This window comes from Kitasatospora sp. NPDC059088, assembly GCF_042738155.1.
Lineage (GTDB): Bacteria > Actinomycetota > Actinomycetes > Streptomycetales > Streptomycetaceae > Kitasatospora.
In genome coordinates, this window is the sequence record NZ_JBHYGR010000193.1 from 1 (window position 1) to 14,073 (window position 14,073).

Genomic DNA, 14,073 nt, shown 5'->3' on the forward strand with positions numbered 1-14,073 from the left:
CCGCTACGACAAGCGGGCCTACGTCTTCCATGGCACGGTCACCGTCGCAGCGATCCGCCTCTGGCTCCGACCATGATCCGCCGGACAGAACCTAGAACGCGGTGCCCGCGAGGCCCTCGCCTTCCCAGGCGGGGGCCTTCGCGCGTTTCAGTCGTCGTCCTCGGGCGGTCGCATCCTGAGGGTGGCGATGGCGCCGAGGGCGACGGTGGTGATGGCGAGGGCGAGGAGAGCGAGGAGGATCGCGCCGACGAAGAATCTCACCGGTGCCAGGCCTCGTCGCGCTCCAGGTCGCGGAGGAGGTGGAGGAGGTTGAGGAGGGTGCTGACGGGCGCGTTGCCGAAGTCGATGAGGATGCGGCCGTCGAGGGTGGTCTCGCCGGGGGCGGCGGAGCCCCAGAGGAGGCCGTGGGGGAGGCCACGTCGGTGCAACTCGCCGAGGAGGGTGGTGATCTGGGGCTCGGTGTAGTCGCGCATGCGGGGGTCGTCGGGGGCGACGGGGTCGCGGGTCACGAGGCCGCGTCCAGCTCGTACCAGGTGGTCTTGCCGTGCTTCTGGGGGTCGACGCCCCAGCGGTGGGTGAGGCCCTCGACCAGCTGGAGGCCGCGACCGGTCTCGGCGAGGTGGGTGGGGGTACGGGGCTGCGGAAGGGCGTCGCTCTCGTCGGCGACGGAGACGTGGAGGGTGGGGCCGAGGAGGGAGAACCAGACGACGGGCGCGGGGGTGCCACCGTGCCGCCAGGCGTTGACGATGAGCTCGGTGAGGGCGAGTTCGGCGTCGTGGATGGTGTCCGGGTTCCAGCCGCTGTGGGCCAGGGCGTCCCGCAGGGCCTGCCGGGCGAGCGCGAGGACGAGGGAGGGAGAGGGGGTGTTACGGGTGCACACGGGAACCTCCGGGAGGCTGTGGTGTGGGAGAGGGGTGACGGCGGATACGTCGCCGTGAGCCAGGCCGGGGCGGCGGCTGCTCTGCGGCGCGCGGAGGGCAGCAGGCGCCTACTGCCCTTGATGCAGGCATTACTGACGATCCGTCGGATCGAGCTGAGAATGACGATAGCCCAGGACCAGGTCAAGTTTTACCCCAATCCCAGATCTTCCCCCTATCGTGTTACCGGCCACCTCGGATGGACCGACTGGCAAGGCGCGCGGCAGACTGGGATGACCCCACCCCCGGAAGGAAGCCATGGCTGCACGCCCGAACCCGACGCTCCGTCAGCGACGGCTCGGCGCAGAGCTGCGACGGATGCGCGAGCAGGCCGGCTTCGGCGGCAGCGAGCTCGGCCGCCTCGTCGGCATGAGTCCCGCGCAGGTGACGCAGATGGAGGCTGGCAAGATCGGCATCAGCATGGAACGCCTGCGCACGATCGCCGCAACATGCATGTGCGTCAACGAGCCCTTGATCGAAGCTCTCTCCAGCATCATCACGGAGCGCGAGAAGCCAGGTTGGTGGGAGGAGTATCGCGGAACCCTCTCCGCAGACTTCGTTGATGTCGCGGAGTTCGAGGGCCAGGCGCGAAGGCTCACCGCCTACACGATGGCTTTCGTTCCGGGTCAACTCCAGACCGGCCCGTACGCCGCTGCCGTATTCGCGCAAACCTTCCCGCCGCTGCCGCGTCATGAGATCGACCTCAGGACAGCGTTCCGAATGCAGCGGCAGCGCCTCATCCGGTCCGGCGCGACACCCTATTCCGCGTTCATCCACGAAGCCGCGCTACGCATGCGGTTCAGTGGACCGGCAGTTCTCTCCGAGCAACTCGGCGCCCTCATCGAAGACTCCAGGCAACCGACCATCTCGGTTCGCGTCGTTCCGTTCGAGATCGGTGCAATGCCAAGCTCCAGCGAGAACTTCACATACGCGGAGGGGCCGGTTCCCGAACTTGATGGAGCCCAGGTGGATACCGGTCTCGGTATCCACATCCTTGACGCTCCAGCTCACATGGCAAGGTTCCGATCCCTGCTCGCGCGATTCGACTCCGCCGCGCTCTCTGAGGAGGAGTCCCGAGACTTCATCGGAACCATCAAGAAGGAAATGGAAAGCAAGCGTGAATAGCTCCGTGTGGCAGAAGTCCAGCTACTCCGGCTCGAACGATGAGTGCGTCGAGGTGCGCTTCATAGACGGGCTGGTCGAACTCCGCGAGTCCGATGAAGGCGACGTCATCATCCGCACCACCCGCCTCAACCTCGCTGTCTTCCTCCAGGGCGTCAAAGCAGGCGAGTTCGACTAGCAAGGAGCCCCCGCGCCCGCCACCCCGGGGGCGCGGGGGCCGTCCAAGTCCCCTAGACCTCGCGAACTCCCGCGCGCCAGACGGCCGCCGTCAGCGGCACGCCCGGGCGGTAGGCCAGGTGGACGTGTGAGGGCGCATCGAGCAGCAGCAGGTCGGCCCGCGAGCCGACCGCTACCGTCCCCACGTCCGTACGCCGCAGGGCATGCGCCCCACCGGCCGTGGCGGCCCAGACCGCCTCGTCCGGGGTCATCCCCATCTCCCGCACCGCCACGGCAATACAGAACGCCATCGAACTCGTAAAACTCGACCCCGGGTTGCAGTCCGTGGACAGCGCCACCACCGCCCCCGCGTCCAACAGCCGCCGCCCGCTCGGGTACTCGGCCCGCGTGGAGAACTCCGCCCCGGGCAGCAGGGTCGCGACCGTCGCCGATCCCGCCAGCGCCGCGACATCCTCATCGGTCAGGTGGGTGCAGTGATCAGCCGACGCGGCCCCCAGCTCCACCGCGAGCTGAACACCAGGCCCGTACGTGAGCTGGTTGGCGTGCACCCGAGGCGTGAGCCCGCGCTCGATCCCCGCCGTGAGCACCGCCCGCGCCTGGTCGCCGTCGAAGGCGCCCTTCTCGCAGAACACGTCCACCCAACGGGCGTGCGGCGCACAGGCGACGAGCATCTCCCCCGTGACCAGCTCGACGTACCCCGCCGGGTCCTCGGCGTACTCGGGCGCCACGATGTGCGCGCCCAGGTACGTCGTCTCCGGCGTGTGCCGCGCAGCGATCCGCAGGGCCCGAGCCTCGTCCTCGACCGTCAGCCCGTAGCCGGACTTGCACTCGATGGTCGTGGTCCCCTGCCGCAGCGCCTCCCGGACGAACCCGGCCAGGTTGGCGTCCAGTTCGGCGTCCGAAGCGGCCCGCGTGGCCGCCACCGTCGTCCGGATGCCGCCCGCCGAGTACGCCTGCCCGGACATCCGGGCGTTGAACTCGGCGGTGCGGTCCCCCGCGAACACCAGGTGGGCGTGCGAGTCGACGAAGCCGGGCAGCAGGGCCCGGCCTTCGGCGTCGAAGCGCTCGTCCGCCGCCGGGGCCTGGGCGGCCGGGCCGACCCAGGCAACGCGGTCACCCTCGACGACCACGGCAGCATCCGCCAGCAGGCCGAGCGGCCCGCCGCCCTGCCCGGGGTCGTTGGTGACCAGGCTGCCGATGCCCGTGATCAAGGTGGTCCTGGTGCTCAAGACAGCGCCTTCCGATACGAGTTGAAAGTGTCAGTAGTCCAGCGCGCCGATGGCGGCCCGCAGCGCCCCCGGCACGTCGGCCACCAGCTGGTGCACGCCGTCCCGGACGACGTGCCGTCCGCCGACCACCAGGTGCCGGACGTCCGCCGCCGAGGCCGCGAACACCGCGATCTCGGCGCCCAGCCGCGCAGGCGGCCCGGCCGTCCGCACCGAGTCCAGCGCGATCGCCGTGAAGTCGGCGAGCGCCCCGGCCTCGATCCTCCCCGCCTCGGGCCAGCCGAGCGAGGCGTGACCGTCCTCGCCGCCCGCCCGCAGCAGCCCGTTTGCCGTCCAGTGGCCGCGCGTCCGCGTCCGCAGCCGCTCGTCCAGCTCCAGCGCCCGGGCCTCCTCCCACGGGTCGATGACCGCGTGGCTGTCGCTGCCCAGGGAGATCGGGCTGCCCGCCGAGGCGAGCCGGCGGGCCGGGCCGATGCCGTCGGCGAGGTCCCGCTCGGTGGTGGGGCACATGCAGACGGTGGTCCCCGAGTCCGCGAGGAGCTTGACGTCCTCGTCGGTGAGGTGGGTGGCGTGCACGGCCGAGGTGCGCGGGCCGAGCGCGCCGTGGTCGGCGAGCAGCCGGGTCGGGGTGACGCCGTGCGCGGCGAGGCAGGCGTCGTTCTCGGCGGTCTGCTCGGACAGGTGGACGTGCAGCGGCGCCTTGCGCATCGCCGACCAGTGCGCGACGGTGCCCAACTGCTCGGCCGGGACGGCCCGGACGGAGTGGATGGCGGCGCCGATCCGGGCGTGTTCGCGCGGCTTGAGCGCGTCCGCCCGGGCGGCCCAGGCCTCGGCGTCGCCGTCGCTGAACCGCAGCTGCGGGTGGGTCGGCTCGGCCCCGAAGCCGGAGGACAGGTAGCAGGTGTCCAGCAGGGTGATCCGGATGCCGGCCCGGGCGGCCGCCTCGATCAGCGCCTCGCCCATCGCGTTCGGGTCGGTGTAGCGGGCGCCGCCGGGCGCGTGGTGCAGGTAGTGGAACTCGCCGACGGCACTGATCCCGGCGAGCGCCATCTCGGCGTAGACGGCGGTGGCGAGCGCCAGGTAGCTGTCCGGGTCGAGCGCGCCGGCGAACCGGTACATGGTGTCGCGCCAGGTCCAGAAGGTCCCGGAGCCGACCTGGACGTGCCCGCGCAGCGCCCGGTGGAAGGCGTGCGAGTGGGCATTGGCCTGGCCGGGCAGCAGCAGTCCGTCGAGCCGGACGGCGCCGGGCGGGCAGGGCCCGCTGTCCGGCGTGACCCGGGCGATCCGCCCGTCGGCGCCGACCGCGATCAGCACGTCCGGCTCGACCACCGGCCCGTTGTGGTGCGGCAGCCAGGCGTGCTCCGCCCAGTAGCTGACCGGAAGGGTCACTGACACGCCAGGTCCTCCAGTACGTCGGCGAGGGCGGCGACCCCGGCCAGGCAGTCGGCCTCCTCGGCGTGCTCGGCCGGGGAGTGCGAGACCCCGGTGGGGTTGCGCACGAACAGCATGGCGGTCGGGATCGCGGACGCCAGGATCCCGGCGTCGTGTCCCGCACCGGTGGGCAGCACCGGGGCTTCGAGCAGCTTGGCGAGCCGGTCGCGCAGCGGGCCGTCGAAGTCCACCACGGGGGTGTACGACTCGCGGGTCAGCTCGACCCGGACGCCGTCGCGTTCACCGCGCTCGGCGGCCGCCCGCTCGATCTCGGCGACCAGCTCGGTCAGCGTCCGCTCGTCGGCGGCCCGGGAGTCCAGCCAGCCGCGCACCAGCGAGGCGATCGCGTTGGTGCCGTTGGGCTCCACCGCGACCTTGCCGAAGGTGGCCAGCGCGCCCGCCAGCTTCGCCTTCTTGCGGGCGGCGAGCACGGTGTTGGCGTACGTCAGCATCGGGTCGCGGCGGTCCTCGATCCGGGTGGTGCCCGCGTGGTTGGCCTCGCCGTGGAAGTCGAAGCGCCAGCGGCCGTGCGGCCAGATCGCCCCGGCCACGCCGACCGGCTGCTCCTCGGTGAGGTAGCGGCCCTGCTCGACGTGGAGTTCGACGAAGGCGCCGATCCGGGACAGCCGTTCCTCGTCCGCGCCGATCGCGGTCGGGTCGTAGCCGGCCTTCTCCATCGCGTCGGGCAGGCGCAGGCCGTCGGCGTCGCGCAGCTCGTACGCGGCCCTGCGGGACAGCAGCCCGGCGGTCAGCCGGGAGCCGATGCAGGCCACGCCGAACCGGGCGCCCTCCTCGTCACCGAAGTTGACGATCGCCAGCGGCTTGGTGAACTCCGCTCCCCTGGCGCGCAGTTCGTCCAGCGCGGCGAAGGAGGAGACCACCCCGAGCGGGCCGTCGTAGGCGCCGCCGTCCGGGACGGAGTCCAGGTGCGAGCCGGTGACGACCGCGCCCTGGCCGTGCGGGTCGCCCAGCCAGGCCCACTGGTTGCCGTTGCGGTCCAGCTCGTACGTCAGGCCGCGGTCGCGGGCCTGCTGCTCGAACCAGGCGCGGCACTCGGCGTCGGCGGAGTTCCAGGCGAAGCGGCGGTAGCCGCCGGAGGCGGCGGAGCGGCCCACGGGGAGCAGCTCCGCCCACATCTCGTTGAACGTAGAGGTCACAGCTCACCCATCGGAACGCGCACGCCCCGCTCGTCGGCGACCTCGACGGCCCGGTCGTAGCCGGCGTCCACGTGCCGGATGACGCCCATGCCCGGGTCGTTGGTGAGGACCCGGCGGATCTTCTCGCCCGCGAGCGCCGTACCGTCGGCCACGGTGACCTGGCCGGCGTGGATCGAGCGGCCGATGCCGACGCCGCCGCCGTGGTGGATGGACACCCAGGAGGCGCCCGAGGCGACGTTGACCATGGCGTTGAGCAGCGGCCAGTCGGCGATCGCGTCCGAGCCGTCCAGCATCGCCTCGGTCTCGCGGTACGGGGAGGCCACCGAACCGCAGTCCAGGTGGTCGCGGCCGATCACGATCGGCGCGGACAGCTCGCCGGAGGCCACCATGTCGTTGAAGCGCTCGCCGGCCTTGTCGCGCTCGCCGTAGCCGAGCCAACAGATGCGCGCGGGCAGGCCCTGGAAGTGCACCTTCTCCTGGGCCAGCTTGATCCAGCGGGCCAGCGACTCGTTCTCCGGGAAGAGGTCGAGGACGGCCTTGTCGGTCTTGTGGATGTCCTGCGGGTCGCCGGAGAGCGCGGCCCAGCGGAACGGGCCCTTGCCCTCGCAGAACAGCGGGCGGATGTACGCCGGGACGAAGCCGGGGAAGGCGAAGGCGCGGTCGTAGCCGGCCAGCTGGGCCTCGCCGCGGATCGAGTTGCCGTAGTCGAAGACCTCGGCGCCGCGGTCCAGGAAGCCGACCATGGCCTCGACGTGGGCGGCCATCGACTCGCGCGAGCGCTGGGTGAACTCGGCGGGCTTGGCGGCCGCGTAGTCGGCCATGTCGTCGAAGGCGACGCCGACCGGCAGGTAGCTCAGCGGGTCGTGGGCGCTGGTCTGGTCGGTGACGATGTCGATCGGGGCGTCCATCGCGAGCAGCTGCGGGAAGAGCTCGGCGGCGTTGCCCAGCAGGCCGATGGAGAGCGGCTGCTTCTTGTCGCGGGCGGCGGTGGCGAGCTCCAGCGCGTGGCCCAGGTCCTTGGCCTCGACGTCCAGGTAGCGGTGCTCGATCCGGCGGGAGATCCGGGACGGGTCGCAGTCGATGCAGATCGCCACGCCGCCGTTCATGGTGACGGCCAGCGGCTGGGCGCCACCCATCCCGCCGAGGCCGGCGGTGAGGGTGATGGTGCCTTCCAGGCTGCCGTTGAAGCGCTTGTTGGCGACGGCGGCGAAGGTCTCGTAGGTGCCCTGGAGGATGCCCTGGGTGCCGATGTAGATCCAGGAGCCGGCGGTCATCTGGCCGTACATGGTGAGCCCGAGGCTCTCCAGCCGGCGGAACTCCTCCCAGTTCGCCCAGTCGCCGACCAGGTTGGAGTTGGCGATGAGCACGCGCGGCGCCCACTCGTGGGTCTGCATGACGCCGACCGGCCGCCCGGACTGGACCAGCATGGTCTCGTCCTGCTTGAGCCCCTGCAGCGTCCTCACCATGGCGTCGAAGGAGCGCCAGTCCCGCGCGGCCTTGCCGGTGCCGCCGTACACCACCAGCTTCGACGGGTGCTCGGCCACCTCGGGGTCGAGGTTGTTCATGAGCATCCGCAGGGCAGCCTCCTGCTGCCACCCCTGCGTCGTGAGCCCCGTCCCGCGCGCCGCACGCACCTCGCGCGGCCCGCTCGCCTGCTGCTGCACCATGTCCCGGCCTCCCTGCGGATGGATTCATTCAAGTTCTGCTCGACTGAATATAACTAGACAACCGGCTTTCGACCAGACCCTGGCTCCATCGGAACAGCCGTGGCCCGAACCCGCCCCCGGGCACGCCGAAGGGCCCGCCCGGCACGGGCCGGTACGGGCTGGAGCGGGCGGCCTCAGGCCGCGGCGTCGCCGTCCCAGTCGATGCCGATCTCGGCGAGCCAGCGGCGGTCGGCGGCGTCGGGGGCGGGCGGCGTGGGCGGGCGGGGGATGTTCTGGACGGGGCCGAGGCCGTACTTCTCGGCGGCGGCGGTGGCGCGGGCGTCGGGTTCGATGACGCCGACGTGCACGGCGGACTCGTCGCCCGGGTCGTGGACGGTCAGTTCGGGTTCGGGCAGGCGCCGCAGGGTGACGCGGCGTCCGCAGGCGGGGCAGGACCATTCGTCGGCACCCGAGGCCAGGCGGGCGACGAACTTCATCTCGTGGATCACGCGCATGGGCGGCACCCCCTGCACTAGGGGATGCCCGGCTTCGTGACGAGTAGTCCTTCGGCCGTTGTTCCGGGCTACTCCTACTCCAAAGGTTCCTACTCCAGGAACAGGCCCCGGGCCGCCGCGGACTGCTCGATCGCCTCCAACCTGGCCTCCGCTCCCGGGAGTTCGTCGCACATGCTCTGCAGCAGCACCCGGCCGAGCATCATCGGCGCGCAGGCGGTGTCGAAGACCAGCCCGGTGCCGACGGCGGCCGGCAGCATCAGGTCGGAGAGCTTGGCGACCGGCGAGAAGGCGCTGTCCGCGACGGTGAGCACGGTCAGCCCGCAGTCCCGGGCGACCACCAGGGCGTCCATCAACTCCCGCGGGTAGCGCGGCAGCGCGAAGCAGAGCAGCGCGGTGGCCCCCGCCGCGGTGGCCTGTTCCAGCCGGTCGGCGAGCATGCTGCCGCCCTCGTCCAGCAGCCGGATGTCCGGGTGCACCTTGGCCGCGAAGTACGCGAAGCCGCGCGCCTGGGCCGAGGCGGCCCGCAGGCCGAGCACCGGCAGCGGGCGGGAGGCGGCGAGCAGTCGGGCGGCCCGGGTGATCGGTTCGGGGTCGGCGAGCAGCTCGGCGAGGTGGCGCAGGTGGGCGATCTCGGCGAGGACGGCCTGCTGGTGCTCGTTGCGCACCGCGTCGTCCGGGGTCTCGGGCGCGGCGGGCTCGCCGGCGCCGAGTTCGCGCAGCTGCTTGCGCAGGGCCGGGTAGCCGTCGTACCCGAGGGCGACGGCGAAGCGGGTGACGGAGGGCTGGCTGACCCCGGCGAGTTCGGCGACCTCGACGCTGGACAGGAACGGGGCCTCGTTGGCGTGCCGGACCAGTGAGTGGGCGATCCGCCGCTGGGTGGGGGTCAGCCGGTGGCCCTCGAACAGCTGGAGCAGCCGGGCGGAGGGACCGACGGTGCCGGCCTCGTCGGTGGCGGTCATCAGCGGTACCTCCGGATGCGTGCGGTTCGGACGACGACTGTGCAGCAGAGTGCCGCCGCTGGCAAAGACGTCTCGTACGACGGGACGCTTCATGAGACGTCCCACGGTTCGGACGTCGTCCCGGACGGACGGCACCGAAGAGCGGACGTTCCGGGTGCGGCCTCGGGGTAACCCTGATTTCTCCCTGAGCCCGCCCGGATTCCCCCCGCGAACGGATGGACCGGGCCCGGCGGTGGCGCCACGCTACTGGCATGGACACTCGCCAGGACGAACTGCGGCGCGACCTCGACGCCACCCTCCAGGCCCGCAAGGAACTCGGCAAGGACTACGAGGACGAGCTCCTCGACTCCTTCATGAAGCGCCTCGACGCCCGCCTGGACGCCCGGGTGGAGCGCTCGGTGGCCGCGCGGCTGGACGACTACGAGCCGTCCCACCACCGGGACCGGCACCACGGCCGCCCCCACCGCGGCTGGTCCTCCAACCGGTCCGGCAACAAGCTCGCGGTGGTCTCGCTGGCCCTGGGCATCCCGCTGACCGCGATCGCGAGCAACCCGGCCGGCGGCGGCTTCGCCGGACTGCTGGCCTGCTGGGCGGGCATCGTCGGGGTCAACTTCGCCGCCGCGCTGGGCAACCGCCGCGACCGCGACGAGCGGAACGACCGCCGGTCGCGGAACGACTGGGACTGAGCCCCAGCCGTCCCGCACGGCTGCCGTCTCAGGCCAGCGGCCCGGTGACCCGCTCCACCGCCCGCACCAGGTCCCCGGAGGCGACCAGCGCGGCGGCGGCCTCCAGGTCCGGCGAGAGGAAGCGGTCCCGGCCCGCCCCGCCGACCCCCGCCTCGCGGGCGGCGGCCATCGCGGCCGCGGTGGCCGGGGCGATCCGGCCGGCCGTGTCGGCCTGCTGACGGATCTCCAGCGCGCGGGCCGAGGCGGTCAGCTCGACGGCGAGGATCCGGCCGAGGTTGTCGACGGCCTGGCGCAGCTTGCGGGCGGCCGACCAGCCCATCGACACGTGGTCCTCCTGCATCGCGGAGGACGGGATCGAGTCGACCGAGGCCGGGACGGCGAGCCGCTTGTTCTCGCTGACCAGCGCCGCCTGGGTGTACTGGGCGATCATCAGGCCGGAGTCCACGCCGGGGTCGTCGGCCAGGAAGGCCGGCAGGCCGTGCGAGCGGGCCTTGTCGAGCAGCCGGTCGGTGCGGCGCTCGGATATCGAGCCGAGGTCGGCGGCGGCGATGGCGAGGAAGTCCAGCACGTAGGCGACCGGTGCGCCGTGGAAGTTGCCGTTGGACTCCACCCGGCCGTCCGGCAGCACCACCGGGTTGTCCACCGAGGCGGCGAGCTCGCGCGAGGCGACCAGCTGGGCGTGCGCCAGGGTGTCCCGGCCGGCCCCGGCGACCTGCGGGGCGCAGCGGATCGAGTAGGCGTCCTGGACGCGCGGCGCGTCGTCCTGGTGGTGGCCGGTGAGGCCGGAGTCCTTGAGCACGGCGAGCATGTTGGCGGCGCTGAGCGCCTGGCCCGGGTGCGGGCGGATCGGGGCGTGCAGCTCGGGGGCGAGCACCTTGTCGGTGCCGAGCAGCGCCTCCAGGCTCATCGCGGCGGTGATGTCGGCGGTGGTGAAGAGCCGCTGGAGGTCGGCGATGGCCATCACCAGCATGCCGAGCATGCCGTCGGTGCCGTTGATGAGGGCCAGGCCCTCCTTCTCCAGCAGCTCGACCGGCTCGATCCCGGCGGCGGCGAGCAGTTCGGCGACCGGCTTCTCCTCGCCGTCCGGGCCGGTGGCGGTGCCCTCGCCCATCAACACCAGGGCGCAGTGCGACAGCGGAGCGAGGTCGCCGGAGCAGCCGAGCGAGCCGAACTCGCGCACGACCGGGGTGATGCCCGCGTTCAGCAGGGCGGCCATGGTCTGGGCGACCAGCGGCCGGACGCCGGTACGGCCGGACGCCAGCGTCTTCATCCGCAGGAACATCAGCGCGCGGACCACCTCGCGCTCGACGGCCGGGCCCATCCCGGCGGCGTGCGAACGCACCAGCGAGCGCTGCAGCTGGGCGCGCAGCTCGGGGCTGATGTGCCGGACGGCGAGGGCGCCGAAGCCGGTCGACACGCCGTAGACGGGGCGCGGTTCGGCCGCGAGGGCGTCGATCCGGGCGCGGGCGGCCGCCATCTCGGCGAGCGCGTCGGGGCCGATCTCGACCCGGGCGTTGCCCCGGGCGACGGCCAGTACGTCCTCCGCACTGACGTCGGCCTTGCCGACCTGGACCAGCGGAGCGTCGGGGGCCACAGCACTGTGCATATCCATATACACAATCACACCAGGTGAATGAAGATATGACAACAGCTGCTCGCCATCCGGATTCTCCGCTGTGCGGATTCTCCGCCGCCCGGATCCCGACCGCACGCCCGGGGGCACCCCCGCCCGCCCTACCCCTTCAACTCGGCCTCGATCAGGTCCACCGCCCGCGCCGTACCGCCCTCGGCCCGACCCGCGGCGGCCAGCACCGCCAGCCGCTCCCCCACCGCCGGGTCCCCGACCAGCTCCAGCAACGCGCCCCGCAGCGCCGCCGCGGTGGCCGCCTCCGTATCCAGCCGACGGGCGACACCGAGCCCCACCAGCGCGTCCGCGTTGGCGAACTGGTCGACGGCCTGCGGCACCGCGATCATCGGCACGGCATGGAACAGCCCCTCACTGGAGCCGCCCATCCCCGCGTGGGTGACGAAGGCGTCCGCCTGGGCGAGCACCGACAGCTGCGGCACCCACCGGTGCACCTCCACGGTGTCCGGCACGTCCCCCAGTTCCGCCAGGTCGGTGTGCTTGCCGACCTGGAGCACGACGTGCCAGCCCGGCAGGTCGCCGAAGGCCTCGACGCAGGCCCGGTAGAAGGCCGGCCGATCGGTGAAGGCCGAGCCCAGCGAGACCAGCAGCACCTTCTCGGCGTCCGCCGGGCGCTCCCACCGCCCCTGGTGGGAGCGGTCGCCGAAGCAGGGGCCGACGAAGTCGAACCGGCGCCCGTCGACCCGGTCCGCATGGGGCTGGAGCGCGCGCGGGACGAGCGCGACACACCGCTCCGGGCGGTTCTTGAAGGCCTCCACGTCGTGCTCCACCGCGCCGGCCCCGGCCAGCCACGCCCCGAACCGGCGGTAGTGCTCGGAACCGCCGGGGCCGTTGCGGATCGCCTCGAAGACCTCGGCCAGGTCCTCCTCCACGCCGTCCCAGCCGACGAAGCTGGAGGACAGCTGCACCACCGGCACGCCCAGCCGCTCACCGAGCGCCCGCCCGGCGAAGCCCGCGATGTCGTAGAGCACCAGGTCGGGCCGATCGCCCTCGAACTCCTCCAGCAGTACGGACCACATCGACAGCGCGTCGTCCAGGAACACGTCCTGGATCGCCACCGGGTCCGCCGGCCAGCCGGCCGGGTCGTCGGCGAGCGGCAGCGCACTCGGATAGGGGACGAACGCCGCGCCGGTGGACTCGACGACCTCCCGGAAGGACGGGTCGTTGACGTAGCTGACCCGGTGGCCCCGGGCGACCAGTTCGGCGATCACCGCGAGGCCGGGGTTGACGTGCCCGTGCGCCGGGACGGAGACCATCAGGATGTGTGCGGGGCGGGGGCGGGTCATGAGGACCTCCGGGAACGGCGAATGAGACGAGACGGACCGTCTCGCTATCGGGCAGGACAAGACGATACGTCTCGTCTAGCCATTTCGCATAGACTTTTCCCATGGCCTCCAGAACCGCCCCCGACCCCGCCCGCCGCAGCGAGCGCTCCCGCGCCGCCGTCCTCGCCGCCACCACCGAACTCATCGCCGAGATCGGCTACGGCAAGCTGACCATCGAGGCGATCGCCGCCCGGGCCGGCGTCGGCAAGCAGACCATCTACCGGTGGTGGCCCTCGAAGGGGGCCGTCGTCTTCGACGCCTTCCTCGCCGCCAACCAGCACGAGGGCGGCCTGGCGCTCCCCGACACCGGCGACCTCGCCGCCGACCTGCGCGCCGTCCTACGCCCCACCTGCGACGAACTCACCGACCCGGGCACCGACCGCACCTACCGCGCCATCATCGCCGAGATCCTCAACGACCCGGCGCTGCACACCGAGTACCGCACCCGGCTGCTGGACCCGCTGCTGGAGGTCACCCGCGACCGCCTGCGCACCGCCCGCGAGGCCGGCCAACTCGCCCCCGACGCCGACCTCGACCTCGCCGTCGAACTGCTCTACGGCCCGATCTACTACCGCTGGCAGTACCGGATCGGCCCGCTCACCCACGAGCACGCCGACCGCCTGGTCGACGCCGCCCTACGGGCCCTCAACCCGCCTGCCGCCGACGCCTGAGCGCGTACACCAGCAGCACCACGACCAGCAGCACCCCCAGCACGGCGAGCGCGAACCAGCCGAACAGCGCGTCGAGCGCCCGGCCGACCACACTGCGCCGGGCCTTGCGCTTGTGCCGCGCAACGGCCGAGTGCTCGGTGATCTGGTGCGCCCTCAACCCGGTCCGCACCGAGTGCACCCGCCCGGGACCCGTTCCCCCCACCCCCGCCGACGCCGTCGGCCGCACCACCGGCACCGCCGAAGCCGGACCGGCCACCGCCACCCCGCCCCCGAACACCAGCACCCCGGCCACCGCCGCACCCACCAGCCGTCCGCCCACCGCCGCCCCCACTCCCGTTCAACCCCCGCCACCCTCCCACCACCCCACCCCGCCCCGGCACCCCACCCCCCGGCCTGCAACCCACCCACAACACCCCGGTCACCGAACCGGCACATCCCCACCCGCACCACCCCACCGACAGCACCCACCCCCCTCCCCTTCACCCGCCCAAGGCGAGAGGGACGCGCTGCGGGAGGGGGCGGTGGAGGGGGTGGGTGCGGAGAGCGGCGTAACGGGTGATTTTCAGACCGCCAACGGTCTCAACCCCCCCTCGATG

At 72.6% G+C, this 14,073-nt stretch carries 15 protein-coding genes; 4 read left to right on the forward strand and 11 right to left on the reverse strand.

The window, feature by feature from the left end; genetic code table 11:
• Nucleotides 1-257: 257 nt before the first annotated feature.
• Nucleotides 258-509: a hypothetical protein gene (locus ACFWXO_RS42285; protein ID WP_380531774.1), complete on the reverse strand. Its 252-nt coding sequence runs from the start codon at nt 507-509 to the stop codon at nt 258-260.
• Nucleotides 506-880 carry an ATP-binding protein gene (locus ACFWXO_RS42290; protein ID WP_380531776.1) on the reverse strand — a complete coding sequence of 125 codons (375 nt, stop codon included), beginning with the start codon at nt 878-880 and terminating at the stop codon, nt 506-508. The genes ACFWXO_RS42285 and ACFWXO_RS42290 overlap by 4 nt, the downstream gene beginning before the upstream one ends.
• Before the next feature lie 295 nt (nt 881-1,175).
• On the opposite strand from ACFWXO_RS42290, the gene ACFWXO_RS42295 reads away from it, so the two are divergent.
• Both ACFWXO_RS42295 and ACFWXO_RS42300 read left to right on the forward strand, forming a co-directional pair.
• Complete coding sequence (locus ACFWXO_RS42295; protein ID WP_380531779.1) at nt 1,176-2,042, forward strand: helix-turn-helix domain-containing protein; 867 nt, start codon at nt 1,176-1,178, stop codon at nt 2,040-2,042.
• Nucleotides 2,035-2,217: a DUF397 domain-containing protein gene (locus ACFWXO_RS42300; protein ID WP_380531781.1), complete on the forward strand. Its 183-nt coding sequence runs from the start codon at nt 2,035-2,037 to the stop codon at nt 2,215-2,217. Before ACFWXO_RS42295 ends, ACFWXO_RS42300 begins: the two co-directional genes overlap by 8 nt.
• A 52-nt stretch (nt 2,218-2,269) precedes the next feature.
• Here the strand turns inward: ACFWXO_RS42300 and hutI are convergent, their stop codons facing one another.
• The 6 genes from hutI to ACFWXO_RS42330 form a co-directional block, all read right to left on the reverse strand.
• A complete protein-coding gene (gene hutI, locus ACFWXO_RS42305; RefSeq protein ID WP_380531784.1) occupies nt 2,270-3,445 on the reverse strand; it encodes an imidazolonepropionase in 1,176 nt (391 codons plus the stop codon).
• A gap of 30 nt (nt 3,446-3,475) precedes the next feature.
• Nucleotides 3,476-4,837 (reverse strand): formimidoylglutamate deiminase, encoded by a 1,362-nt coding sequence (locus tag ACFWXO_RS42310; RefSeq protein ID WP_380531787.1) that lies wholly within the window; start codon nt 4,835-4,837, stop codon nt 3,476-3,478.
• On the reverse strand, nt 4,828-6,009 hold the full coding sequence (locus tag ACFWXO_RS42315; RefSeq protein ID WP_380531798.1) for an allantoate amidohydrolase: 1,182 nt from the start codon (nt 6,007-6,009) through the stop codon (nt 4,828-4,830). Before ACFWXO_RS42315 ends, ACFWXO_RS42310 begins: the two co-directional genes overlap by 10 nt.
• 17 nt (nt 6,010-6,026) lie before the next feature.
• Complete coding sequence (gene hutU / locus ACFWXO_RS42320; protein ID WP_375894749.1) at nt 6,027-7,697, reverse strand: urocanate hydratase; 1,671 nt, start codon at nt 7,695-7,697, stop codon at nt 6,027-6,029.
• A 173-nt stretch (nt 7,698-7,870) separates the two neighbouring features.
• Nucleotides 7,871-8,191 (reverse strand): hypothetical protein, encoded by a 321-nt coding sequence (locus tag ACFWXO_RS42325; protein ID WP_375894747.1) that lies wholly within the window; start codon nt 8,189-8,191, stop codon nt 7,871-7,873.
• An 89-nt stretch (nt 8,192-8,280) separates the two neighbouring features.
• Nucleotides 8,281-9,150 carry a MurR/RpiR family transcriptional regulator gene (locus ACFWXO_RS42330; protein WP_360239715.1) on the reverse strand — a complete coding sequence of 290 codons (870 nt, stop codon included), beginning with the start codon at nt 9,148-9,150 and terminating at the stop codon, nt 8,281-8,283.
• A gap of 251 nt (nt 9,151-9,401) precedes the next feature.
• Here ACFWXO_RS42330 and ACFWXO_RS42335 point away from each other — a divergent pair, with 251 nt between their 5' ends.
• Complete coding sequence (locus tag ACFWXO_RS42335; protein WP_375894744.1) at nt 9,402-9,836, forward strand: hypothetical protein; 435 nt, start codon at nt 9,402-9,404, stop codon at nt 9,834-9,836.
• 28 nt (nt 9,837-9,864) lie between these two features.
• On the opposite strand, the gene hutH is transcribed toward ACFWXO_RS42335, so the two are convergent.
• Together hutH and ACFWXO_RS42345 are read right to left on the reverse strand one after the other, a co-directional pair.
• Nucleotides 9,865-11,442: a histidine ammonia-lyase gene (hutH, locus tag ACFWXO_RS42340; RefSeq protein WP_380531800.1), complete on the reverse strand. Its 1,578-nt coding sequence runs from the start codon at nt 11,440-11,442 to the stop codon at nt 9,865-9,867.
• Between the two features lie 128 nt (nt 11,443-11,570).
• Nucleotides 11,571-12,767 (reverse strand): macrolide family glycosyltransferase, encoded by a 1,197-nt coding sequence (locus tag ACFWXO_RS42345; RefSeq protein WP_380531792.1) that lies wholly within the window; start codon nt 12,765-12,767, stop codon nt 11,571-11,573.
• 101 nt (nt 12,768-12,868) lie between these two features.
• On the opposite strand from ACFWXO_RS42345, the gene ACFWXO_RS42350 reads away from it, so the two are divergent.
• Nucleotides 12,869-13,477, forward strand: a complete 609-nt coding sequence (locus ACFWXO_RS42350) for a TetR/AcrR family transcriptional regulator (RefSeq protein WP_375894738.1) — start codon at nt 12,869-12,871, stop codon at nt 13,475-13,477.
• Here the strand turns inward: ACFWXO_RS42350 and ACFWXO_RS42355 are convergent.
• Nucleotides 13,452-13,796 (reverse strand): hypothetical protein, encoded by a 345-nt coding sequence (locus ACFWXO_RS42355; RefSeq protein WP_380531795.1) that lies wholly within the window; start codon nt 13,794-13,796, stop codon nt 13,452-13,454. The genes ACFWXO_RS42350 and ACFWXO_RS42355 overlap by 26 nt on opposite strands.
• Nucleotides 13,797-14,073 lie beyond the last annotated feature (277 nt).

Coding starts and splice junctions, on each gene's coding strand:
- hutH (WP_380531800.1), bottom strand. CDS start 11,442: ATGCACAGTGCTGTGGCCCCCGACGCTCCGCTGGTCCAGGTCGGCAAG.
- ACFWXO_RS42335 (WP_375894744.1), top strand. CDS start 9,402: ATGGACACTCGCCAGGACGAACTGCGGCGCGACCTCGACGCCACCCTC.
- ACFWXO_RS42330 (WP_360239715.1), bottom strand. CDS start 9,150: ATGACCGCCACCGACGAGGCCGGCACCGTCGGTCCCTCCGCCCGGCTG.
- ACFWXO_RS42325 (WP_375894747.1), bottom strand. CDS start 8,191: ATGCGCGTGATCCACGAGATGAAGTTCGTCGCCCGCCTGGCCTCGGGT.
- ACFWXO_RS42295 (WP_380531779.1), top strand. CDS start 1,176: ATGGCTGCACGCCCGAACCCGACGCTCCGTCAGCGACGGCTCGGCGCA.
- hutU (WP_375894749.1), bottom strand. CDS start 7,697: ATGGTGCAGCAGCAGGCGAGCGGGCCGCGCGAGGTGCGTGCGGCGCGC.
- ACFWXO_RS42315 (WP_380531798.1), bottom strand. CDS start 6,009: ATGTGGGCGGAGCTGCTCCCCGTGGGCCGCTCCGCCGCCTCCGGCGGC.
- ACFWXO_RS42345 (WP_380531792.1), bottom strand. CDS start 12,767: ATGACCCGCCCCCGCCCCGCACACATCCTGATGGTCTCCGTCCCGGCG.
- ACFWXO_RS42350 (WP_375894738.1), top strand. CDS start 12,869: ATGGCCTCCAGAACCGCCCCCGACCCCGCCCGCCGCAGCGAGCGCTCC.